This window comes from Streptacidiphilus sp. P02-A3a (genome assembly GCF_014084105.1).
Lineage (GTDB): Bacteria > Actinomycetota > Actinomycetes > Streptomycetales > Streptomycetaceae > Streptacidiphilus.
This window is the reverse complement of record NZ_CP048289.1, coordinates 4,414,072-4,436,616: the sequence shown is the minus strand read 5'-3', so window position 1 is coordinate 4,436,616 and position 22,545 is coordinate 4,414,072. Positions and strand designations below refer to the sequence as shown.

General features: G+C 74.1%; 9 protein-coding genes. 3 read left to right on the top strand and 6 right to left on the bottom strand.

The window, feature by feature from the left end; translation table 11 throughout:
- Positions 1 to 24 precede the first annotated feature (24 nt).
- Entirely contained in the window at positions 25 to 378 is a 354-nt protein-coding gene (locus GXP74_RS19185) for an STAS domain-containing protein (RefSeq protein ID WP_225448042.1), read from the top strand.
- A gap of 7 nt (positions 379 to 385) precedes the next feature.
- Here the strand turns inward: GXP74_RS19185 and GXP74_RS19180 are convergent, their stop codons facing one another.
- The gene (locus GXP74_RS19180) at positions 386 to 1,372 is read right to left on the bottom strand and encodes a right-handed parallel beta-helix repeat-containing protein (protein ID WP_182452676.1); all 987 of its coding nucleotides are present in this window, start codon (positions 1,370 to 1,372) and stop codon (positions 386 to 388) included.
- A gap of 329 nt (positions 1,373 to 1,701) precedes the next feature.
- On the opposite strand from GXP74_RS19180, the gene GXP74_RS19175 reads away from it, so the two are divergent.
- Both GXP74_RS19175 and GXP74_RS19170 read left to right on the top strand, forming a co-directional pair.
- The gene (locus GXP74_RS19175; RefSeq protein WP_182452675.1) at positions 1,702 to 2,424 is read left to right on the top strand and encodes a ribonuclease H; all 723 of its coding nucleotides are present in this window, start codon (positions 1,702 to 1,704) and stop codon (positions 2,422 to 2,424) included.
- A 114-nt stretch (positions 2,425 to 2,538) separates the two neighbouring features.
- On the top strand, positions 2,539 to 3,468 hold the full coding sequence (locus GXP74_RS19170; RefSeq protein WP_182452674.1) for a PLP-dependent cysteine synthase family protein: 930 nt from the start codon (positions 2,539 to 2,541) through the stop codon (positions 3,466 to 3,468).
- Positions 3,469 to 3,491: 23 nt separating this feature from the next.
- Here GXP74_RS19170 and GXP74_RS19165 read toward each other — a convergent pair whose 3' ends face one another.
- From GXP74_RS19165 to GXP74_RS19145, 5 genes are all read right to left on the bottom strand, one after another.
- Positions 3,492 to 4,979 carry a hypothetical protein gene (locus tag GXP74_RS19165; RefSeq protein WP_182452673.1) on the bottom strand — a complete coding sequence of 496 codons (1,488 nt, stop codon included), beginning with the start codon at positions 4,977 to 4,979 and terminating at the stop codon, positions 3,492 to 3,494.
- Between the two features lie 127 nt (positions 4,980 to 5,106).
- Entirely contained in the window at positions 5,107 to 6,744 is a 1,638-nt protein-coding gene (locus tag GXP74_RS19160; RefSeq protein WP_182452672.1) for a PhpK family radical SAM P-methyltransferase, read from the bottom strand.
- 81 nt (positions 6,745 to 6,825) lie between these two features.
- Complete coding sequence (locus tag GXP74_RS19155; protein WP_182452671.1) at positions 6,826 to 13,878, bottom strand: non-ribosomal peptide synthetase; 7,053 nt, start codon at positions 13,876 to 13,878, stop codon at positions 6,826 to 6,828.
- Positions 13,875 to 14,954 (bottom strand): TauD/TfdA family dioxygenase, encoded by a 1,080-nt coding sequence (locus GXP74_RS19150; RefSeq protein ID WP_182452670.1) that lies wholly within the window; start codon positions 14,952 to 14,954, stop codon positions 13,875 to 13,877. Before GXP74_RS19150 ends, GXP74_RS19155 begins: the two co-directional genes overlap by 4 nt.
- Complete coding sequence (locus tag GXP74_RS19145) at positions 14,951 to 22,531, bottom strand: non-ribosomal peptide synthetase/type I polyketide synthase (RefSeq protein WP_182452669.1); 7,581 nt, start codon at positions 22,529 to 22,531, stop codon at positions 14,951 to 14,953. The genes GXP74_RS19150 and GXP74_RS19145 overlap by 4 nt, the downstream gene beginning before the upstream one ends.
- Positions 22,532 to 22,545: the final 14 nt, after the last annotated feature.

Sequence of the window (22,545 nt, the reverse complement as noted above, 5' to 3'; positions counted from 1 at the left end):
ACAGCCCGCCGACCAGGAGCTCCAGTGACCGAACGCCCCCTGACCACCACCTTGCGGGTACTTCCCGGCGGACACCGCGTGCTCACCGCGGTCGGCGAACTCGACCACGACACGGCGCCCCAGCTGCGAGCCACCCTGGACGACGTGCCCTTCGGCCCGGGTTCCCTGCTGGTCGTCGACCTGGCGCAGTTGACCTACTGCGACTCCACCGGCATCACCGTCCTGGTCACCGCCCACCAGCGGGCCGACGCGGCGGGCGGGCGCGTCACCCTGGCGGGGCTGAACCACGGACTCAACCGGGTCTTCGAGATCGTCGGCCTCGATCAGTTCTTCTCCATCCAGCCCACCACCGCGGATGCCATCAGGGCCGGCGCCTGACGTCGCGTCAGTAGAGGTCGGCGAAGAGGTCTTTGACGTTGCCGGTCAACGTGGGGGCGTTGGCGGCGCCGTTGGACTGGGTACCGGCCAGGAGCACGGGCGCAGCACCGGTGCAGGCGATGGTCAGGTTCGAGAAGGTACAACCGGACAGCAGCCAGCGGGTACCGGCCAGGCCGATCGCGGTCACATCGCTGTACCACAGGGTGTTGCCGGTGAAGGTGGGCGGCAGTGCACCGTTGACGACGACGCCGCTGCCCGGGTCCTGGGCGGTGCCGCCGATCGGGAACGCGGCGTTGCCGCTCCACAGCTCCTGGGCGCCGCCGTTGGCGTGGTTGAACGTGTTGCCGACCACGGTGCCGTGGGCCCAGTTGTCCGACGTCAGCGCACCGTAGGGGCTGGTCTGGGCGAAGCAGTAGTAGGCGCCGTAGCAGCCGACGACCAGGTTGCCGGTGACGCTCCAGTTGCCGCAGGAGTTCCAGATCGCCAACCGGCAGTAGGCGAAGCTGTTCGCGGTCAGTTGCGAGTACTCACTGCGATCGGCCGCGGACACCCCGAAGTAGCAGTTGAGGAAGGCGTTGCCGTCGAGTTTGACCCGGTAGGCGAAGTAGTCGTCGGCGGCCGATCCGTTCAGGGTGACGCCCGCTCCGCGCCAGTTGGTGAAGTCGCAGTCGCTGATCCGCACATCCGTACTGCGGACCAGGGCGACGGCGACATGCGGGAAAGAGGGCGCGGTGTTGAGTGGATTGGCGGCCTGGCCCAGGAACCGCACACCGGTGACGGTGATGGCGCTCCTGCCGGTCGCGGTCAGCGCGCCGATGGTGTCGGAGGCGACGGTCACCGTGGCACCGTTGCCCTGGATGTAGCAGCCGTCGGGCAGTTCGACCGCAGCCGCCAGGGTATAGGTCGCACCGGGCAGTAGTTGCACCTGCGGGGTGGTCGCCAGTACCGCCGCCCAGTCATCGGCGGGTTGCAGCACCGGCAACCCGCCCGTCACGGTCAACGCCGCGGCCCGGCTCGCAGGCAGCGCCACAGCCGCGCCGGCCGCCAATCCGAGACCGGTCAAGGCGCGGCGCCGGGACGGAGCGGCTTCACGGGAACGACTCACGGAGGACCCCCTCGGGGACAAGCGGTCATGTGGTCTAGACAACTGACATCAGATGTCTTGGGATGCACCGGTGACCCTAGGCGCGCTCGCGTCGGAGCGTCAACCCCCGCGCACCATCGGCGAAATCGTGCCGGTACCAGCCGACTGACCGCCCCGGGGGCACGGGTACGGCGCGGGCCGGGCACGAGCACCCGCCCGGATCTGGAAGGATCACCGGCATGGTCGATCGATTCATCGCAGCGTGTGACGGAGCAGCCAAGGGCAACCCGGGCCCTGCGGCCTGGGCCTACGTGATCGCGGACAGCACGGGAGTACCCGTGCGCTGGCAGGCCGGGCCGCTGGGACACAGCACCAACAACATCGGCGAGCTGACGGCACTGGAACAACTCCTGCTCGCGACCGATCCGGCCGCCGCGCTGGAGGTACGCCTGGACTCGACGTACACCCGAGACGCGGCGACCAAATGGCTCACGGCCTGGAAGCGCAACGGCTGGAAGACCGCCGCGGGCAAGCCGGTGGCCAACCGCGAGCTGATCCAGCGTATCGACGCCCTCCTGACCGGCCGCGACGTCACCTTCGTCTACGTGCCCGCGCACCAGGTCGGCGGCGACCCGCTCAACGCGATCGCGGACAAGGCGGCCAGCGACGCCGCCCGCACCCAACAACCCGCCCAGGGCACCAACGCCGACCTCCCAACCCCCGACCCCTCACGGACCACCCCATCCCGGCGCACCCCACGCACCACCAGTACCAGCGGGGGCAGCGGGGACAGCGGGGGCACCGCGAAGGCCTCCCCGGGCTCGGGTTCGGGCAAGGCACGGACCATCGCCGCGCGGTTCCCCGGAACCTGCCCGTGCTCACAGCCCTACGCCAAGGGCGACCCGATCACCCGCGTCGGCCAGACCTGGGGCCACCCCCAGTGCGCCGGTGCCACAAGCTGACGGCGGGAATTCGACGCAATCAGTTGGCCTTTTGTCCATCTCGGCTACCGTGTAGGCAAGTTGATCTGTGCGGTAGGTTCGGACGAAATCAGTTGATCATCGTCTGGAGTGGGCATGCACACGTTCGAGGGTGGGTCGGTCAAGGGCTTCGAGGCGGAGGCCGGGAAGGTCGGGAATACTCCGCTGATCGAACTGAGGTCCCTTTCCGGCTCCCCCGTCCGGCTTTTCGTGAAAACCGAGGGTGCGAATCCGACGGGCAGCGTCAAGGACCGCGCGTGCGTGGCAATGTTCCGCAAGATGCTCCAAGACCCCCGGTGGAGCCCCCAGAAGACGATCCTGGACTCCTCCAGCGGAAACATGGGCTGTAGCATCGCCTACTTCGGCAGCAGGCTCGGCGTGCCCGTGCACATTGTCAGTTCCAGCAAACTGACCCGGGAAAAGCGCGTGTTCATCGAATACTTCGGCGCCCGGCTGGAGACCATGGGCACATTCACCATCGAGGGAAACGAGTACTGCCGCAAGGAGTACGACGCCGACCCCGAGCGCTGGTACTTCCTGGACCAGCTCCACAACACGGTGAACCCCGACGCGCACTACACGGGCACCGGCCCGGAGATCCTCGCGCAACTCCCGAATGTGACGGCGGTGGTCGGCTCGATCGGCTCCGGCGGCACACTCCTGGGCACCGGCCGGTACCTCAAGGAGCAGCGGCCGCAGGTGAAGGTCATCGCAGTCGAGGCCGAGCGCGGCACGCGGATCCCCGGCACGGCGGCACTGGTCGACGGCGACTACCGCACACCCTTCATCGCGGCCGGCTTCGACGAGAACGTCTTCGACCTGTCGGTCAAGGTCACCCACCAGCAGGCCGTCGCCATGGCCACGGAGCTGCCCCGGGCCGGGGTCTTCGGCGGACTGCAGACCGCCGCGGTCACCGCCGCCGCCTGCCAGGCCGTCGAGACACTGGGCCTGCGCGGCGACATAGTCCTCCTCTCCGGCGACTCCGGCTGGAAGAACATCGAAACCCTGAGCAACCTGAGCAGTTAGTTGCCGCCGCACCGACCTCGGGGTCAGCTCACCTCGGCGCTCCAGCCGTCCTTGGCCGAGATGAGCAGGGAACCGCCGTGGAGGTCGAGACTGCGGGCGGCGGTGGGCTTCCCCACCTGGACGAGCGTTCCAGGGCCCTGGAACGCATCGGTGTGAAGGCGGAAGGCGTCCGGGTCGGTGCAGCTGACCGTACGCAGCCGCCAGCGCCCCGAGGCGTTCTCGCCCCTTGGCGGTAGGGCGAGTTGGAGCTGCGCCGTGGCCGGGTGCTCCGAGCCGTGGCGGGTGTGTGCCGCCGTCCAGGCGGCCAGGGTCAGAACCGCCTGCGAGGGCACGGCGGACCCGGGCGCGCTGTCGGCGGAGGAGGGAGGAGTTCGTTCGGTGGCCCGAGGCGCCTCGATGAGATCCGTCCGGCCCGCGTGCCGCTTGAGGACGCCGGTGAGCCAGCGGGTGGTCTCGGGGCCTCCCCGCTCGGCCCAGGTGCGGATCAGGTCGCGGAATGCCGCCTCCCGACGGCGGGAGCCGCGTCGGGAGCCCGCCGCCAGGATCGCTCCACCGGCCCGCTCCAGGGCCCGGCACAGGCGGAGTACGGGTACGTGATCGGCGCGGTCGGCGTAGCGCACCGAGCGGAGCTCCAGCATGACGCCGCGTAGCAGGACAGCAGCGGCGCGGGCATCGGCTCCCAGCTCCCCGGCCGGTGGGTGACGGAGTCGGCCCGACTCGGCGGTGCGGGGCGGGGTGACGGCGTCGGCACGCCGACCGGCGGCCGACAGGTGCCATGAGCGGTCGTCGAGGCGGTACTCGCCGCCGGTAGCGCGGAGCCGCCCGGCCGTGCCCAGGGACATCGCGATCCCCTGCGGATCGGCGTCCAGGGTCACTCCCCGGGTGTCGGGGAGGTCGAAGGCGGCGCCGGTGACCCCGTCCAGCCACATGCCCAGGAGGGCGGGTGGCGCGTCGGTGCTCGCGCCGAGGGCGAACCTGCGGTCGACAACCAGCTGGAGGAAGGCGGTCAGGTGAGTCCCGGCCCGCTCGATCCGGAGCCGGCGAACGGACGCCGCTGCCAGCTCGTAGTCGGGGGCCAGGTCGTCCACGTTCTGCCGGGTGAGTCGGCACTGCGGTGCCGTGACATGTCCGAGGTAGTCGCGGCCCGGGAGGTCCGGCTCGGCCGACAGGAGCAGCGGCTCAAGGTCGTGTCCGGCGATTGCGGCCTGCTCGATCATCCACGCGCGCCGCCGCTCACCGAAACCGGCCATCCATTCCAGCGCCACCGTCGCCCGCCGCTCGCGTTCGTCGGCGTCCGACGTGCTCACCGCCCAGAACAGCGGTTGCACGTTGTTGTCCCACACATCGGCTGCCGCGCGAATCGTTTCCCGGTCGAACCGGCGGACGTCGGCCGCGGCCTGCGCGATCTGCTGCACCGAGCGGTCGAGGAGTGCCGCCAGCACGGCGGCGGCCGATGTGCGGCCTTTCGGCACGTGCGGCGCGTCGAGCGGTGGAGGGGTACCTCTGGCCATGGCGTGATCCTCGCACACCGCGGTGTCCGCTCCGCGAGGTCCGGCGGTGCGGTCGTGCCGGGCCGCTGGTCCGGTTCCGGGAACCGGTCCAGCGGCCCGCGGGGCTGCGGCGCTGTGGTCGGTGCGGTCAGCGGCTGCCGAAGGCGAACCGGGAGGGGGCCATGCCGACGGCCGCGACGGTCTTGTAGAGGCTGTCGTTCAGGGCGGCGAGCCGGACTGCGTCCGGTACGGCCCGGCCGCGCTCGCGCATGATCTCCTGGGAGATCCGCAGGATCGGCAGCAACTCGTCGACCTTCATGCCCATGCCGTCGAGGTACGGCAGCGCCCAGAAGTCGAAGTCGTACAGCGGCAGCCAGGTCGACTCGGTGACCTTGTCGAACATGACGTCGCACCACCGCGCGGCCTCGGCCGAGTCCATGGTGCGGTGCGACCAGTTGTACGCCTCACCCTTGATGCCGTGGATCTCCTTGCGCTGGTAGACCGGGGCCTTCGGGTTGCCCCACCAGGCCTGCGCGCGCCAGAAGGTCGGCCCGGTCTCGTTGAGGAAGTCGATCGTGTTCTGCACCGTGGTCTCGTTCTCGCCGGGGAAGCCGACGATGATCGACGCGAAGGTGGTGATCCCCCGCTTCTTCAACTCGGCTATGCCGTTGCGGTACTGGGCGTCCTGCGCCAACTTGTTCATGGCGGCGAGGATGTCCTGGTCGCCGGACTCGATGCCGAGGAAGACGCCGCGGCAGCCGCTCTCGGCGGCCAGGTCGAAGGTCTCCTGGTCGCGGGCGTTGGAGCAGCGGAAGTAGGAGTACCAGTTCAGTCCCAGGTCCTCCTCGATGAGCATCCGGCAGATCTCCTTGAACCGCTTCGGCGGAACGTTGAAGGTGTCGTCCACGAACACCAGGTTCTTGACCCCGAGTTCGGCCATCTGCCGGAGTTCGTGGCGCACCGTGTCCACCGAGGAGGTGGTCAGCGCGCCGGCGCGCTGGGGGTAGTCGCAGAAGCTGCACTTGAACGCGCAGCTGCGGGCGGTCCGGGTCTGGGCGGTGCGGCCGATCAGCTCCGGGCTGAAGGCGGACCAGTTGATCGAGGCGTGGTCGACGCTGTTCGCCTCCGGCGTCCTGGGGCCGGAGAGCCACTTCTCCCCCCGCAGGGTGATCACGTTGGCCAGGCCGTCCACGGACCTGCCCTGTTTGACCGCGGCGACCAGCTCGACCAGCGCGGCCTCGCCCTGGGACTCGACGATGTAGCTGTCGGCGCCCATGGCGTCCATCATGTCCTGCGCCTGCCCGTCGAGGCCGTCCAGGCAGAGGTTGTCGACCAGCGGCCCGCCGACGACGATGTGGGCGTCCGGCGCGTGCTCCCGGACGAAGTCGATGACCGGCAGCACCGGCATGATGTTGACGTAGAACGTGGTCGTCACCGCGACCACCGCCGGACCGCGTCCGAGCAGGTCGGTGAGGCGCTCCAACTCGGCGCTGAACAGCGAGACCGCCTCGGCGGTGAAGCCCGCCTTGTGCAGGAAGTTGCTGAGGTAGATACCGGCGAGGTTGTGCACCTCGCCCACGTGGTAGCGGTCGTCGCGGCCGGTGGCCCGGTTCCGCAGGACGCTCAGGCCGTCCATGAACGAGTAGTGGCGGCCGTCGACCTCCAGGTACTCCTTGCTGTAGATCTGCTGGGTCGGCGACCAGGCGCCGCTGCCCTCGCAGATCGCGCGGTACTCCTGGAAGTCACCCTCGTTGTAGCCGATGACGACGCAGTCGAGCGGTTCCATGATGATTCTCTGCCTTCCATGTGTGACGCCTGGACGGGTACCCGGCGCCGCCGCGGGTGCGGCGGCGCCGGGGCGGGGTCGCTACTCGTCCAGGAAGCGGTCGAGGAGCTCGGCCAGCGCGGCGACCGCCGGTTGGCGCAGCATGCCGTGGTGGTCGCCCGCCACCGGTTCGGCGGTGGCCCGGGCGGTGGTGAACGGCCGCCAGCCGGCCAGCCGTTCCGCCGCCGGATCCGGCCCACCGGCCAGCAGGAGGGTCAACGGGCCGTCGTAGTCGGCCGGTTGCCACACGGCGGCGGCCGAGACCATGGCGCAGAACACGCCCATCCGGGCCACCACCTCCGGCATCGCCTCCGCACCGACCAGTCCGGCCGTGCGGATCGCGGACAGCACGGCCTGCCGACGGGCCTCGGCGTCGAGCGGCGTCAGCTGCTCGACCTCCAGCGGCGGCCTCGGGCGGCCGACCAGGCCCGCCAGGTCCCGCAGGAACAGCCACAGCAGCAGGGCGTGCTCGGGCGGGGCGGAGAGCCGGGTCGGCGTCGGCGGGTCGAGCAGGACCAGCGCGGCGACCTCCTCACCCGCCGCCCTGAGCTGCGCGGCCATCTCGTGGGCGATGGCGGCGCCGGTCGACCAGCCGCCGATCCGGTAGGGGCCGTGCGGCTGCTGGGCCCGGACCTGCGCCGTGTAGTGCGCCGCGAGAGCGGGCACCGAGGCCAGCTCCGGACCGTCGGGCGCCAGCCCCTCCGCGTCCAGCGCGAAGAACGGACGCCGCCGGGGCAGCCCGGCGGCGAGCGCCGCGTAGGGGGCGGCCGAGCCGTTGCTGGCGTGCACGCAGAAGAACGGCGGCAGGTCGCCGTCCGAGCGCAGCGCCACCAGCGCGGCGGGGGTGCCGCCCGGTGCCGGGGCGGCCGTGGGCGGCTTCGTTCCGCTCAGCAGCTCGGCCAGGGCCCGGATGGTCCGGTGGGCGTAGATGAGCCTGGGGGTCAGCTTGATCCCGTCGCGCCGGGCCCGGGCCACCAGCTGCAGGGCCAGCAGGGAGCCGCCGCCGAGCTCGAAGAAGTCCTCGGTCACCCCGATCTCGCCGTTGCCGAACACCTCCGACCAGCGGGCGGCCAGCCGGGTTTCGAGTTCGGTGGCCGGTGCCACCCGCTCGGTCCGGGGTCCGGGCAGTTCGGCGGTCCGCAGCGCCGCCCGGTCGAGCTTGCCGCTGGCGGTGCGCGGCAGCGGGTCGCCGTGGACCACGGCGAGGCCGGGGCGCAGCGCGTCCGGCAGCCCGGCCAGGCCGTCGAGCACGTCCTCGGCCGTGAGCCGGATCCCGGCGCGCGGCACCACGTGCGCCACCAGCTGCGCGCCGCCGCCGGGTGCCGGGAGCGCCACGACCGCGGCCTCCGCCAGCTGCCCGGCGGCGTAGAGCGCGGCCTCGACCTCGCCCGGCTCCACCCGTACGCCGTTGACCTGGACCTGGTCGTCGACCCGGCCGAGGAACTCCAGCGAGCCGTCCGGCAGCAGTCGGGCCAGGTCCCCGGTCCGGTACAGCCGGGCGCCGGGGGCGCCGGAGTACGGGTCCGGCAGGAACGCCTCGGCGGTGGGGCCCGGGCGGCGGTGGTAGCCGCGGGCGGGCGCCGCGCCGCCGAGGAACACCTCGCCGGGGCAACCGGGCGGCACCGGCAGCAGGTTGTCGCCGAGCAGGTGGACCGTGACGTTGTCGACCGGGCGTCCGATCGGGACCGTGGCCGGTCCGCCGACCGGCCCGGACTCCACCGGGCCGCACCGGTGGAAGGTGGCGTCGATGGTCGCCTCCGCCGGACCGTACTGGTGCACCACCTCGCATCCGAGCGCCCCGCGCAGCTCCGCCAGCAGCTGGGCGGGGAACGCCTCGCCGCCCACCAGCAGCAGCCGCAGGTCGTTGCCGTCGGCCAGGGCCGGGTCGTTCAGCAGTCCGCCCAGCAGGGAGGGCACCAGGTGGGCGACGGTGGCCCGGGTGTCGCGCAGGAGTTCGGCGAGGCCGGTGCTGGTGTCCCTGAGCTCCGGGGCCCCGATCGTCCGCGCTCCGGCCAGCAGCGGTCCGAACAGCTCCCAGATGGCGAAGTCGAACACCGGGGAGGCCAGGGCCAGTACCCGGTCCTCCGCGCGCAGCGGGTACTCCCGCTGCGACCAGGCGACGCGGTTGGCCAGGGCCCGGTGCGGCACCGCCACCGGCTTCGGACGGCCTGTGCTGCCCGAGGTGAACACCAGGTAGGCGAGTGCCTCGGGGTGCGGGTCGGCGTCCGGGCCGGGGGTGCCGGAGCCGCGCAGCTGCTCCGGTGTCCGGCAGGGCACCCCCGGTGGCAGGGCGGCGCCGAGCCGGTCCGGTTCGGCGGCGACGACCAGGCCGGTCCCGGCGTCGAGGAGCATGGCGCGCAGTCGTTCCGGCCGCTGGCCCGGGTCGCAGACCACGAACGGCACGCCCGCCAGCAGGCAGCCGGTGGCCGCGGTGACCAGGTCGACGCCGCGCGGCAGCAGCAGCGCGGCGACCGGTTCGGCGCCGTCCGCGCCGGGGGTCAGTGCCGCGCGGGCCGCGGCGCCGAGGGCGCGGGCGTCGGCGAGCAGCCGCGCGTGGGTGACCGACCCGTCGGGTCCCTCCACCGCCGTCCGGTCACCGGCGTCCGCGAGCGCGGCGGCCAGTGCGGGCACCAGGGTGGCTGGCGCCGGGCCGGTGCGCGCGCCGTGCGCGGCGGCGTCGAGGCGGGTCCGCTCGTCCGGTGACAGCAGCGGGGCGCCCGTGTGCGGCAGTTCCGGCGCCGCGATGAGCAGGTCCAGCGCCGCCCGGTACCGGTCGACCATCGCCTCGATGAACTCCGGCCGGTAGCGGGCCGGGTCGAAGGCGATCGACAGCTCGATCCGGCCGCTGACCGGGTCCTGGACGAAGTCGGTGACCAGCGGCAGGTTCGTGTCCCCGTGGAACCGGGCGTCGATTACGTCGAGCCCGCTGCGGGTGGACAGTTCGCCGTAGTGGCGGAAGTGCACGTAGTTGAAGGTGGCTTCGAACAGCGAGTCCGCGGCCCGGCCCTGGCCGATCCGGTTCATCGGGTACCACCGGTGCGGAAGCATCTCCCGCTCCTCGGCGAACACGTGGGCGAGCAGGTCGAGCCAACTGCCCCGGGGCAGCGCGGTCCGCAGCGGCAGGGTGTTGAGGAAGAGTCCGAGCATCGACTCGGAGCCGTCCTCGTCCTCCGGCCGACCGTTGGTGACCAGGCCGGTGACCACGTCCTGGTGCCCGGTCATCACCGCCAGCACCTTGAGGTGGACGGCGAGCAGCGCGCTCTTGAGCGGCACCCCGGCGCGCTGGGCGACGTCGCGCAGCGCGTCGCTGGTCGCGGCGCCGAACTCCGCTCCCAGCCGCTTCTCGCTGAGGCCGTCGGCGAAGCCGCTGCCGCCGAGGCGAACGGTCGGCAGGTCCTCGGTGCGGCGGGCCCACCAGTCGGCGTCCTGCCCTTCGAGCGCGGCCTGCTCCAGGGCCAGGAAGCGCCCGTAGCTGGCCTCGGGGGCCGGGGCCGGGGCGGGGGCGGACGGGTCGGCCGCGTGCTGGTAGCAGTCCATCAGCTCGGCCAGCATGACGTTGACGCTCCAGCCGTCGAGCACCGCGTGGTGCGCGGCGAAGGTCAGCTGGTACTCGTCGGCGCCGAGCAGGTGCAGCACGAAGCGGGCCAGCGGGGCCTGCTGGAGGACGAACGGGGTCGTCCGCTCGCCCTCGACGTCGGCGTCCACCTGTCGGCGCTGCTCGTCGTCGGGGACGGAGCGCAGGTCGACCACGCGCAGCGGGGTCGGGACGCCGCGGTGGACCAGTTGCAGCGGCCCGGCGGCGTGGCCCAGGTCGAACGACACCCGGAGCATGGCGTGCCGTCGGCAGAGCTCGGCGACGGCCGACTCGAAGGCCGGTACCTGGAGCGCCGAGCCCAGCCGCAGCGTGGTGACGTCGTGGTAGAGCAGCCGGTCGCCGTGCTCGTAGGCGCTGTGGACGAGCATCCCGGCCTGCAGGCTGGACAGCGGCCAGGCGTCCTCCAGCTCGTCCGGCAGTCCGGCGCGCACGCTCTCCGGCAGCAGCTCGGCCCGGCTCGCGGACGGTTCGCCGCCGCTCTCGACGGCGGTCACCAGCGGGGCGAGCGCGGCGATGGTCCGGTGCCGCATCAGGTCGGTGACCTGGACCAGCAGTCCGTGCCGACGCGCCTGGGCGCGGACCTGGACCACCCGGATCGAGTCGCCGCCGTGGTCGAAGAAGTTGTCCTCGACGCCGATCCGTTCGACTCCGAGCACCTGCTGCCAGACCTCGGCGAGCGCCTGCTCCACCGGCGTCCGGGGAGCCAGGTACGGGGTGGCGGCCCGGGCCGGGGCGAGTTGCCGGAGCGCGGCGTAGTCGACCTTGCCGCTGGTCAGGGACGGCAGCTCGGGCAGCGCCTCGATCGCGGGCACCATGTAGGCCGGGAGCGTCCGCTCGGCCGCCGTCCGCACCGATTCGGGGGTGGCCGGTGCGCGCAGCACGACGTAGGCCGCGAGGCTGGTCGCGCCCGCCGGGTCGGTGCGGGTGAGCACGGCCGCCGCGGTGACGCCGGGTTGCGCCGCGAGCCGGCTCTCGATCTCCTCCAGCTCGACCCGGAAACCGCGGATCTTCACCTGGCGGTCCGACCGGCCGAGGAACTCCAGTACGCCGTCCGGCTGGTAGCGCACCAGGTCGCCGGTGCGGTAGACCCGGGCACCGGGCTCGGTGTCGAACGGGTCGTCGAGGAAGCGCTCCGCGGTGAGCTCGGGGCGGCCGACGTACCCGGCCGCCACGCTCGGGCCGCCGATGTAGAGCTCGCCGCGGGCGCCGTACGGCACCTGCGCGCCGTCCGGGCCGACCAGGTAGAGCCGGACGCCGGGTCGGGGGCGGCCGATCGGCACTCGCTCGGTCCCGTCCGGGGCCACCTGCTGGACGGTGCACCAGATGGTGGCCTCGGTCGGCCCGTACTCGTTGAACAGCGGGGTCCGCGGCAGCACCTCGTGGTGCCGGGCGACCAGGGCGACGGTGCACTCCTCGCCCACCACCAGGGCGCGGCGCAGTCGGACCTGCTCCCGGACCGCGAGCTCCTCCAGCAGCGGGCGGTACAGCGAGGGGACGCAGATCACGTCGGTGACCGCGTGCTCGACCGCCAGCTGGGCCAGCGCGGCCGGGTCGCCGGACTCCTTCTCGGCGGGCACCACCAGGCAGCCGCCCGCGCTGAGCGTGCCGAACAGGACGGCCACCGAGCTGTCGAAGGCGATGGTGGGGATCAGCAGCGAGGCGCTGTCCGGCTCCGGCCGGTAGACCCGCAGCCGGGCCCGGATCGAGTGGGACAGGTTGCGGTGGGTGATCTCGACGCCCTTGGGCCGACCGGTGGAGCCGGAGGTGAAGATCACGTAGGCCGAGGCGTCCGGTGCGACCGGCGCCGCCTCGCCGACGGCGCCGGTGGACCAGGCCGCGGCCGGGTCCACCACCGGCAGCTCGGGGACCGCCCCGGCCAGCGCCCGCTGTCCGGCCGCGTCGGCCAGCAGCACGGTGGCACCGGCGTCCGCGACCATCCCGGCCAGCCGCTCGGCCGGGTTGCGGCCGTCCAGCGGCACGTAGGCGGCGCCGCAGCGCAGGACCGCCAGCACGGCCACCGGGACCAGTACCCCGCGCTCCAGGCAGAGCGCGACCCGGTCCCCGGGCGCGCAGCCCGCCGCCCGCAGCGCGGCGGCCAGCGAGTCGGCCGCCGCGTCGAGTTCCGCGTAGTCGAGCCGACCGTCGTGGGCGGCCACGGCGGGGGCGTCCGGCCGGGCCAGCACGTGCGCGCGGATCAGGTCGAGCACGGTCGCGTCGGAGTCCGGCAGCGGCTCGCCGGTGCCGTGCCGCCGGGACAGCTCGGCGTCCCGCTCGGTGGTCAGCGCGATCCCGTCGAGCGGGGTCGCCGGGTCGGCGCGGAACTGCGCCAGCGCGGCGGCCGTGCGGCCCAGCAGCAGCTCGGCGGTCTGCCGTCGGCAGCGGTCGGTGTCGTAGCCGAGGCGCAGTTCGAGCCGGTCGGGGGCGTGCCGGACGACCAGCAGCCGCAGGTCGTACCGGTCCGCGAGGTCGGTCACGGCCAGGTCGGTCACGGCCGGGCCGGTCACGGCCGGGCCGTCGGCGGTCAGCGCGGAGAGGTCCAGGTGACCGGCCGAGAACCGGCAGTAGGGTTCGCTGTCGGCGGCGTGGGCGCCGTCCCAGTGGAAGACGTCGACGTCGTCGGCGGCCTGCCGGACGGCGGCGTCCACCGCCCGGGCCAGCCCGGCGGTGTCCCGGACGCCGGTCGGCAGCGCGATCGGCACGGTCCGGTCGTACGGGCCGGGGGCGCCCCGGAGTTCCTCGGCGGCGCGGCCGCTCACCGTCACGCCGAGCGGCGGCGGCTCCTCGCCCGCGCCGCGGCCGAGGGCCAGGGCCCAGGCGGCGGCGGTCAACCCGGCCTCGGTGACCGCGAGTGCGGCGGCGTCCGCGGCGACCCGGCGGGACAGCTCCGGGTCCAGCGGCAGCGCCACGGACGCGGGCCGGAAGCGTGTGGGGTCGGCCGGGCGCAGCGGCAGGTCGGGCTCGGCCGGCTCGGCCGCCAGCACCCGGCGCCAGCGGTCCCGGGCGCCCGCGGTCTCCGGCTCCTCCAGCAGCTGGTGGAACCACTCGGCGACGTCCGCGTACTGGACCGGCTCCTGCCGCGGGTCCTCGGCCGCGCGGCCGAGGACGGCCGCGAGCAGCCCGACCAGGGTGGCCAGGTCGGCCACCGCCGGGTCGACCGCGAGGGCCAGCCGCCGGACGCCGTCGACCGGCTCGCCGACGCTCAGCCGGACCGGCGCGTCCGCGTCGGCGTCCGCCGCGCTGTCCCCGCCGATCCCCGGCTCGTCCGCGATGACCTGCACCGGGACGCCGACCCCGGAGGCCGCCAGCACCCGGGTGCGGAGCACCTCGTGCCGCGCCAGTTCGGCGAGCAGGGCCTGCCGCAGCCGCTCCGGGTCGGCGGTGGCCGGGAGCCGCGCCTCGATCCGCAGCACGAACGGGTCCCGGCCGGTCAGCGCCGACCGGAGCCGGTGCAGGTGGTGCTGCGCCGGGGCGACCCGGAAGCCCGTGATGTCCTCGCTCATCGCGCCTCCTCGCCCTCGGTCGCGGCGGTCCCGTCGGCCTGTCCGATGCCCTCGGCGGTCACCGGGTCGGTCATCGCCACCACGATCTTGCGGTCGCCCTGGTAGGGGCGGCGCGCGTGCGCCATGGTCATGTTGTCCAGCAGCATCACGTCGCCCGTCTCCCAGCGGAAGGCGGTCTCCTCGGCGAGGTACGCCTCGTTGATGGCCCGCACGTCCTCGTCGGGGATCGGCGAGCCGTCGCCGTGGGCGGTGTTGGTCGGCAGGCCGTCCACGCCCAGCGCCTCGACCAGTGCCTCGCGCATCTGCGGGTCGCGGCTGGAGATGTGGAAGAACCCGGCGTGGTTGAACCAGAGCTTCTCGCCGGTGACCGGATGGGTGCGTACGGCCGGGCGGATCTGCACGGTCCGCAGGCGGCCGCCGTCCAGCCACTCGGTGGCGGTGCCGTTGGCCTCGGCGTAGCGCTCGGCGTCCTCCCGGGAGTCGGTCTGGTACGCCTCCTGCCAGGTGAGGCCGAAGCCGCTGTTGTAGTTGCGCACGTAGCGCACGCCGAGCCGTTCCAGCCGCTCGCGGACCGGCGCCGGGATCCGTTCGATGACCCGGCGGTTGTCGGCGATCGGGGTCTCGCCGCCGACCGGCGGTGCGACCAGGCAGCAGAAGAACAGCTTCTGCGGCCAGGTCGACCAGTAGGTGCCCTCGTTGTGCGGCTCGATCCGCTCGGCCGCCGGGTAGGTGGTGGACAGGTAGACGTTCTGGCCCACCTCGTCCCTCGGGGTGGACCGGTCCCGGTATTGCAGCGGCTCGCTCTCGGAGACCGCGGCGACGAACCGCTGGAAGGCCGGGGCGTCCGTCACCGGCCAGCCGCGGAACAGCAGGGCGCGGTGTTCCAGCAGCCGCTCGCTCACCCAGTCGCGGCCCGCGGCGGCCCAGGTCGCCAGGTCGGTCCCGGCCTCCTTCGGGCGGACCACCATCGGCACGCGGCTGTCGGCGGTCAGCGGCTCGATCGTGACGGCGTCGGGGCCGGACGCGGACCGGACCACCCTGCGGACCGTCCCCGCGCGTGTGAACTGCGCGCTCATGAACACTCATCTCCTTGCTTGGTGTCGCCGTGCCGGCGGTGCTGGTCGGGCTGCGGGGCCGGGTGGGGAGCAGCCGGGTGGGAAGGGGCGCGCCGGGAGACCGAGCGGAGCCCGGCCCTGGGCCGCCGGGTCGCGGGTGCCGTTCGGGCCGCCGCGAGCAGTTCGTCCAGGGCGGTCGCCGGTTCGGCCACGGCCGCCGTCAGGACCGTGAGGAAGCCGTCGGCCACCCGCTGCGGCAGTTCCTCGCCGAGCACGTCGGCCGCGTAGTCCCACCAGCAGACGAGTTCGTCGCCGGTGTCGGTGATGTCCAGCGCCAGCCGGAACTTGGTGGTGCCGGTCCGCTGCGGGACCGGCTGTACGACGGTGCCGCCCGGGCCGGGGCCGGTCGGCGGCGTGTTCTGCAGTACGAACCAGGCGTGGTACAGGTCCTGGCGGGGCCGGGCGGCGTCCGCCGGTACCGAGCCGTGCTCCAGGGCGGCCACCAGGTGGTCGCGGGTCCCGCCCACCGCGTCGGCGAAGGTCGGGGCGCGCTCGGCGGAGGGCAGCACGGCGGTGCGGATGAAGCAGCCGACCAGGCCCTCGTCCGCCGGGGTGCGGCCGGCCGTCGGGAAGCCGAGTACCGGGGCCGCGACGCCGACCGAGGTCAGCGCCAGTTGGAAGGCGGTGGCCAGCAGCGCGAACGGGGTCGCGCCGAGTACCCGGCAGGCCGCCATGACCTGGCCGCGCAGCTCCGCGGGCAGCGTCATGGTCCGCCGGGTGGCCCGGAACGGGCCGCTCGCGGGCGCCCCGGGCAGTTCCGGCAGCGGTGCGCCGACCGGGTGGCGGTCCAGGTGACGGCGCCACCACTCCAGGTCCGCCGCGGTCTCGCCGGACTCCGTCCGGGCCCGGGCGCGGGCGGCCGCCTCGCGGTAGCCGGTGGCCGGGAGCGGCCGGGGGCCGTCGGCGTAGGCCGCCGCGAGCTCGTCCAGCAGCACGCCCAGTGACCAGCCGTCGCAGACCAGGTGGTGGACCACCAGTACCAGCAGCTGCTCCCGCTCCCCCGCCGGGACGAGTGCGGCCCGCGCCAGCGGTGGCTGCTCCAGGTCGAAGGGGCGGGCCAGCTCCCGCTGGTACAGCTCGGCGGCGAAGGCCTCCGGGTCCCCTCCGGCGGGCGGCTGCCGCACCGTCAGCGGTCCGGGGCCGGGTTCGGCGAGCCGCATCCGGACACCGTCGGGGGTGTCCACGAAGCCGACCCGCAGCGCCTCCTGCCGGGCCACCACCTGGGTGAGCGCGTCCGCCAGCCGGTCCGGGTCGAGTGCTCCGCGCAGCCGCACCACCGTTCCGATGTGGAAGGCGGAGGTGCCGGGCGTCACCTGTTCGGCCAGGTAGATGCCCTCCTGCTCGGGTGAGAGCGGGGACGGCGCGGCCGGGTCGGTCAGCGGCTCGCCGGTCGCCGCCCGCGGACCGCCCGCGGCCGACAGGGCGGCGGTGACCATGCGGGCGGCGGCGGCCGCGGTCGGCTCCTCGAACAGGGCCCGCAGCGGCAGTTCCACGCCGAAGCGCTGGGTCAGCCGGTTCCTGGCCCGCACCACCGAGAGCGAGTTCCCGCCGATCTCGAAGAAGACGTCGTCGACGCCGACCGAGGACGCGCCGAGCAGCTCGCACCAGATCTGGCAGACCTCCTTCTCCACCGGGGTCCCGGCGACCCGCGAGGTCGGCGTCCGCCGTACCGGCGCGGGCAGCGCGTCCCGGTCGACCTTGCCGTTCACCGTCAGCGGGATCTCGGCGATCGGCACCAGGTGGGTGGGCACCATGTACTCCGGCACCCGGCCGCCGAGGAAGTCCCGCAGCTCGGCGGTGCTCGGCGGCTCGGCACCGGGCTGCGGCACCGGGTAGCCGACGAGTTCGGTGCCGCCGTCGGGCGCCGTGGTGGAGACCACCACCGCCCCGGCCAGCCCGGGGTGTCCGGCGAGCACGGTCTGCACCTCGCCCGGTTCGACCCGGTAGCCGCGGATCTGGACCTGGTGGTCGGCCCGGCCGAGGTAGTAGAGCTCTCCGTCGCCGCCGTAGCGGGCCAGGTCGCCCGAGCGGTACAGCCGGGCCCCGGGCCGGGGGTCGAACGGGTCGGCGACGAAGCGCCCGGCGGTCAGCTCCGGCCGGTTGAGGTACCCCAGGGCCACGCCCGGACCGCCGACGCAGATCTCCGCCGCCCTGCCGACCGGCACCAGCTCGCCGTCCTGGTCCAGCAGCCGGATCACCAGGTCGGGCAGGGCCGTGCCGATGGGCGTGCCGACCTCGCGGCGGACGTCGGCGGCGGTCATCCGGCGGTACGTGGTGTGCACCGTGGTCTCGGTGATCCCGTACATGTTGACGATCTCCGGCCGCTGGTCGCCGTGCCGGTCGAACCACGGGCCGAGGATGCCGACGTCCAGGTTCTCGCCGCAGAGCACGACCGCGCGCAGCGCCGACGGACCGGCCGTGGACCGGCCGTCGGCCTCGATCAGCGACTGGAAGGACGACGGGGTCTGGTTGAGCACCGTGACCCGCCGCTCGGCCAGCAGCCGGACCACCGCGTCCGGGTCGCGGCTGGTCCAGTACGGCACCACCACCAGCGCCGCGCCGTGGCACAGCGCCCCGAAGACCTCCCACACCGAGACGTCGAAGGCGTGCGAGAAGAACTGCGCGAACACGTCGTCGGGGCCGAAGCCGAAGTGCCGCTGACTCGACCTCAGCAACCGCACCACGTTGTGGTGGCTCACCTCGACGCCCTTCGGGCGGCCGGTCGAGCCGGAGGTGTAGATGACGTACGCCGGGCTCAGCGGGTCCACCGGGCGGGGCCGGAAGCCGACCGCCGGGGCGTCGGCCCCGGGGCGGTCCACGAACAGCGGGACCACCTCGCCGGGCGGCTGCCGGTCGGCCAGGGACCGCTGCGTCAGCACCAGTCGGACGCCGCTGTCGGCGACCGCCAGCCCGAGCCGTTCGGCCGGGTGCGTGGGGTCCAGCGGCACGTACGCGGCGCCGGTCTTGAGCACGCCGAGCACCGAGGCGATCAGGTCCGTGCCGCGTTCCAGCAGCACGCCGACCCGGTCGCCGGGGACCGTCCCGTGGCCGGTGAGCAGGGCGGCGATCCGGTCCGACGCCTGGTCGAGCTCCCGGTAGCGGCAGGTGCGCCCGCCGTCGACCACCGCGGGCCGGTCCGGTCCGGCGGCGACCGCGGCGGCGAACAGGTCGACCAGCGAGTCCGTCTCCGGCAGCCGCTCGGCACCGGTGTTCCACACCTCGGTGAGCAGCCGCCGGACCTGGTCCGGGACCCGGACCAGCGCGGCCAGGCTCTGCTCCGGATCGGCCACCGCGCGCCGCAGCACCTCCAGGAAGTGCTCGGCGAGCCGGGCCACGGTGTCCGGCTGGAACAGCTCCTGGTCGTACTCGAACCAGCCGTCCAGGCCGTCGTCCGGCCGCTCCTGGAGGTGCAGGGCGAGGTCGAACTGGGCGATCCCCGGGTCGAGGTCGACCGGCGACAGCTCCAGACCGGCCAGCCGCACGTCCCCGTTGATCCGGTTCTCCAGCGTGAACAGCACCTGGGCCAGCGGGTTGCGGTCCAGCTGCCGCCCGGCCCCGGCGAGGTGGACGACCTGGTCGAACGGCACGTCCGGGTTGCTGAGCGCCTTGAGGGCGCTCTCGCGGACCCGGTCGACCAGTTCGGCGGCGGTCCCGACGCCGTCGAGCCGGGCGCGCACCACCACGGTGTTCACCAGGTAGCCGACGATGCCTTCGAGTTCGGCCCGGTCGCGTCCGGCCACCGGGGTCGCCACCAGCAGGTCCCGGGTGTCGGCGTGGGCGTGCAGCACGGCGGCGAACAGCGCCAGCAGGGTAGCGAACGGGGTGGCGCCCCGCGCGGCGCTCAGCGCGGCCAGCTGCCGGGTGAGGGCCGCGGGCACCTGGATCCGGTGCCGTCGGCCGACGTGGCGCTGGACCGCCGGGCGCGGCCGGTCGGTCGGCAGTTGCAGCGCGGTGGGCGCGCCGTCCAGGTACTCCGTCCAGAACGCGGTCTGCTCGGCCAGGTGGCCGCCGCTGACCAGGGCGCGCTGCCAGGCGGCGTGGTCGGCGGCCTGGAGCGGCGCGGGCGGCAGCTGCGGTTCCCGGCCGGTGGTGAACGCGTCGTACAGCTCCACGAGTTCGCGGGTGAGCACCAGGTAGGACCAGCCGTCGGTGACCAGGTGGTGCACGGTCACCACCAGCAGGTGCCGCCGGGCGGAGATCCGGATCAGCGCGGCGCGCAGCAGCGGGCCGTGCACCAGGTCGAACGGCCGTTGGAGCTCGGCCAGCGCCATCCGCCCGGCCTCGGCCTCGGTGTCCCCGGTCCCGCCGCCCGGCAGCAGCAGCGGCACGGTGACCCGGTACGGTTCGCCGACGACCTGCACCGGCGCGTCGCCGTGCGTCCCGATCCGGGTGCGCAGCGCCTCGTGCCGGGCGACCAGCGCGGTGAACGTCCGCTCCAGCGCCGCCCGGTCGAGTTCGCCGTCCAGCATCAGGGTCTGCGGCACGTTGTAGGCGCTGCCGCCGGGCTCCAACTGCTCGATCACCCACAGGCGTTCCTGGGCGGGTGAGAGGGCGAGGGCGCCGCCGCGGTCGGCCGGGGTGATCGGCAGGTCCGGACGGGCGGCGCCGCGCAGTGCCTCGGCCACGACCGCGAGCGCCAGCCGGTGCGGGGTCGGGTGGTCGAAGATCAGTTGCAGTGGCAGCCGGACCTTGACCAACTGGGAGATCCTGGAGAGCAGTTGCACGCCGATCAGGGACTGGCCGCCCTGCTGGAAGAAGTCGTCCTCCGGCGCCGGTGGGGCGCCGAGCAGCACCTCCGCCCACGCCTGGTCGACGGCGGCCCGGACCGCCTCGGTGTCCGCCGCCCCGGGGCCGTCCGGGGCGGTGACCGGGCGCGGCCGCGGGTCGGCGGCCGGTGCGCCGTCGTCGGTCGGCCGCTGCGGCGCGTCGATCCAGTGGCGGCGGCGCTGGAACGGGTATCCGGGTAGCGGGACCCGGTGGCCGGGGGCGCCGTTCACGGCGGTAAGGTCGACCGCGACGCCCGCTTCCCAGAGCAGTCCGGCCGCCTCCAGCACCGCGCGCCGCTCGTCCCCGCCGGGTCGCGGCAGGGTGGCGGCGACCACGTGCCCCGCGTCGACGTCCAGGCCCAGCCGGGCCAGCGCGCCCAGCGACTGGCCCGGGCCGACCTCCAGCAGGACGGCGCGGGGACCGGCGGCGGTCCGCAGCGCCTGCTGCCAGCGCACCGGCTGTACCAGTTGATCGGCCCAGTAGCCGGGGTCGGTGGCCTGTTCGGCGGTGATCGGCGCGCCGGTGACGGAGGAGACGTAGGCCTGCCGTGGCGGGTTCAGCGTCAGCTGCCCGACCGCGCGCCGGAACGGTTCGACGGCGCCCGCGACCAGCGGCGAGTGGAAGGCGTGCGAGGTGCGCAGGGCGGTGACCCGCACCCCGTCGGCGGTGAGCGCGGCGGCGAGCGCGTCCAGTTCCGGGCGCGGGCCGGCGACCGTGCACTGCCTGGGGGCGTTGACCGCGGCGATCGCCGCGCCCGGCGGCAGCCGTCGGCGCAGCTCGCCCTCGGCCAGTGCCACCGACAGCATGCCGCCGGGGGGTTGGGCCGCGAGCAGTCGGCCGCGGAGTGCGACCAGGTGCGCGGCGTCGGGCAGACTGAGCACCCCGGCCAGGCAGGCGCAGGCGTACTCGCCGATGCTGTGCCCCACCATCACGTCGGGGCGCACGCCCCAGCTGTGCCACAGCCGGGCCAGCGCGTACTCCACGGTGAACAGGGCGGGCTGGGTGTACTCGGTGCGTTCCAGCCGGGCCGCCGCCGCGGCGGTGCGGGCGGGGTCGGTCCCGGGGAAGAGCAGGTCGCGCAGGTCCGCTCCGAGGTCGGCGCGCAGCAGTGCGGCGCACTCGTCGACCGCGTCGCGCAGCACCGGCTGGGAGCGGTACAGCGACTCGGTCATCCCCGGGTGCTGGGCGCCCTGGCCGGGGAACATCATCGCCAGCGGGCGGGTGGTCGCGCCGCCGACGGGTGGCGCGGCGGCCGTGCGCAGGGCCGCCGCGGCCTCCCCGGCCGTGGCCGCGACCACGTGGATCCGGGAGCCGAACACGGCCCGCCCGGTGACCAGGGTGTGCGCGACGTCCGCCATCGGCAGGTCGGCGGGGGTCCGCTCCAGGTCGTCGGCCAGCCGCTCGGCGGCCTGCCGCACGGCGGTGTCGGTGCGCGCGGAGAGCGGCAGCAGCAGCGGGGGCGCGTCCGCCCCGGCGTCCGACGGCCGGTCGGGCGCCTGCTCCAGCACCACGTGCGCGTTGGTGCCGCCGATGCCCAGCGAGCTGACCCCGGCCCGGCGCGGCCCGGTGGGCACCGGCCAGTCCACCGGTTCGGCGTTGACGAAGAACCGGCTGCTCGCCAACCCCGCGGCGGGGCTGGGCCGGTGGAAGTTCAGCGTCGGCGGCACCTGGCCGTGCCGCACCGCGAGCGCGGCCTTGATCAGGCCGGTCACCCCGGACGCCGCGTCGAGGTGCCCGATCGACGCCTTGACCGACCCCAGCGCGCAGCGCCCGTCGGCGCCCGCGAAGGCCTGGCGCAGCGCCTCGACCTCGACCAGGTCGCCGAGGGTGGTCCCGGTGCCGTGGGCCTCGACGAAGCCGATCGTCGCCGGTTCCACGTCGGCGAGCTGGTGGGCCAGGGCGATCACCTCGGCCTGCGCGCCGACCGAGGGCGCGGTGTACCCGGCCTTGGCCGAGCCGTCGTTGTTGACCGCCCAGCCGCGGATCACCGCGTACACGGTGTCCCCCGCCGCGAGCGCGTCATCGAGCCGCTTGAGGGCCACCACGGCGGCGCCGCTGCCGCGCACGGTGCCGTTGGCGTCCGCGTCGAAGGGGCGGCAGGTGCCGTCCGGGGAGGCGATCCCGCTCTCCTGGTACAGGTAGCCGGCGCGGTGCGGGACGACCACCGCCGATCCGCCCGCCAGGGCCAGGTCGCACTGGTAGTCCAGCAGGCTCTGGCAGGCCATGGCGACCGCGACCAGCGAGGTCGAGCAGGCCGTCTGCACGGTGGCGCTCGGTCCGGCCAGGCCGAGCTTGTAGGAGGCGCGGGACGCCAGGTAGTCCTTGTCGTTGCCGAGGATCACCGAGTACTCGTGCGCGGGGTCGCGCAGCCAGGCGTGCGGCGCCAGGTTGTACAGCAGGTAGCCGTTGGCTCCGGTGCCGCCGAAGACGGCGGCCGGAAGCTGTTCACCAGCCCGGTGGCCGCAGTCCTCCAGGGCGTGCCAGGCGCACTCCAGGAAGATCCGCTGCTGCGGGTCCATCAGCTGCGCCTCGCGGGGCGTCAGGCCGAAGAACTCCGCGTCGAACTGCTCGATCCCGTCGAGTGCGCCGGTGGCCCGCACGTAGGCGGGATCGTCACGGACGTGCGGCGGCACTCCGGCGGCGTCCAGGTCCTGGTCGGTCGGAGCGACGATGCCGCTGACACCGGCCAGCAGGTTCGTCCAGAAGGTCCGCACGTCCGGGGCGCCGGGGAACCGTCCCGACATCCCGACGATGGCGATGGCGTTGTCCATGGCCTCGCTCCTTT

Bases quoted from the DNA above. Each gene is read 5' to 3' on its own strand.
- GXP74_RS19175 (WP_182452675.1), top strand. From the start codon at position 1,702: ATGGTCGATCGATTCATCGCAGCGTGTGACGGAGCAGCCAAGGGCAAC.
- GXP74_RS19170 (WP_182452674.1), top strand. From the start codon at position 2,539: ATGCACACGTTCGAGGGTGGGTCGGTCAAGGGCTTCGAGGCGGAGGCC.
- GXP74_RS19165 (WP_182452673.1), bottom strand. From the start codon at position 4,979: ATGGCCAGAGGTACCCCTCCACCGCTCGACGCGCCGCACGTGCCGAAA.
- GXP74_RS19160 (WP_182452672.1), bottom strand. From the start codon at position 6,744: ATGGAACCGCTCGACTGCGTCGTCATCGGCTACAACGAGGGTGACTTC.
- GXP74_RS19155 (WP_182452671.1), bottom strand. From the start codon at position 13,878: ATGAGCGAGGACATCACGGGCTTCCGGGTCGCCCCGGCGCAGCACCAC.
- GXP74_RS19150 (WP_182452670.1), bottom strand. From the start codon at position 14,954: ATGAGCGCGCAGTTCACACGCGCGGGGACGGTCCGCAGGGTGGTCCGG.
- GXP74_RS19145 (WP_182452669.1), bottom strand. From the start codon at position 22,531: ATGGACAACGCCATCGCCATCGTCGGGATGTCGGGACGGTTCCCCGGC.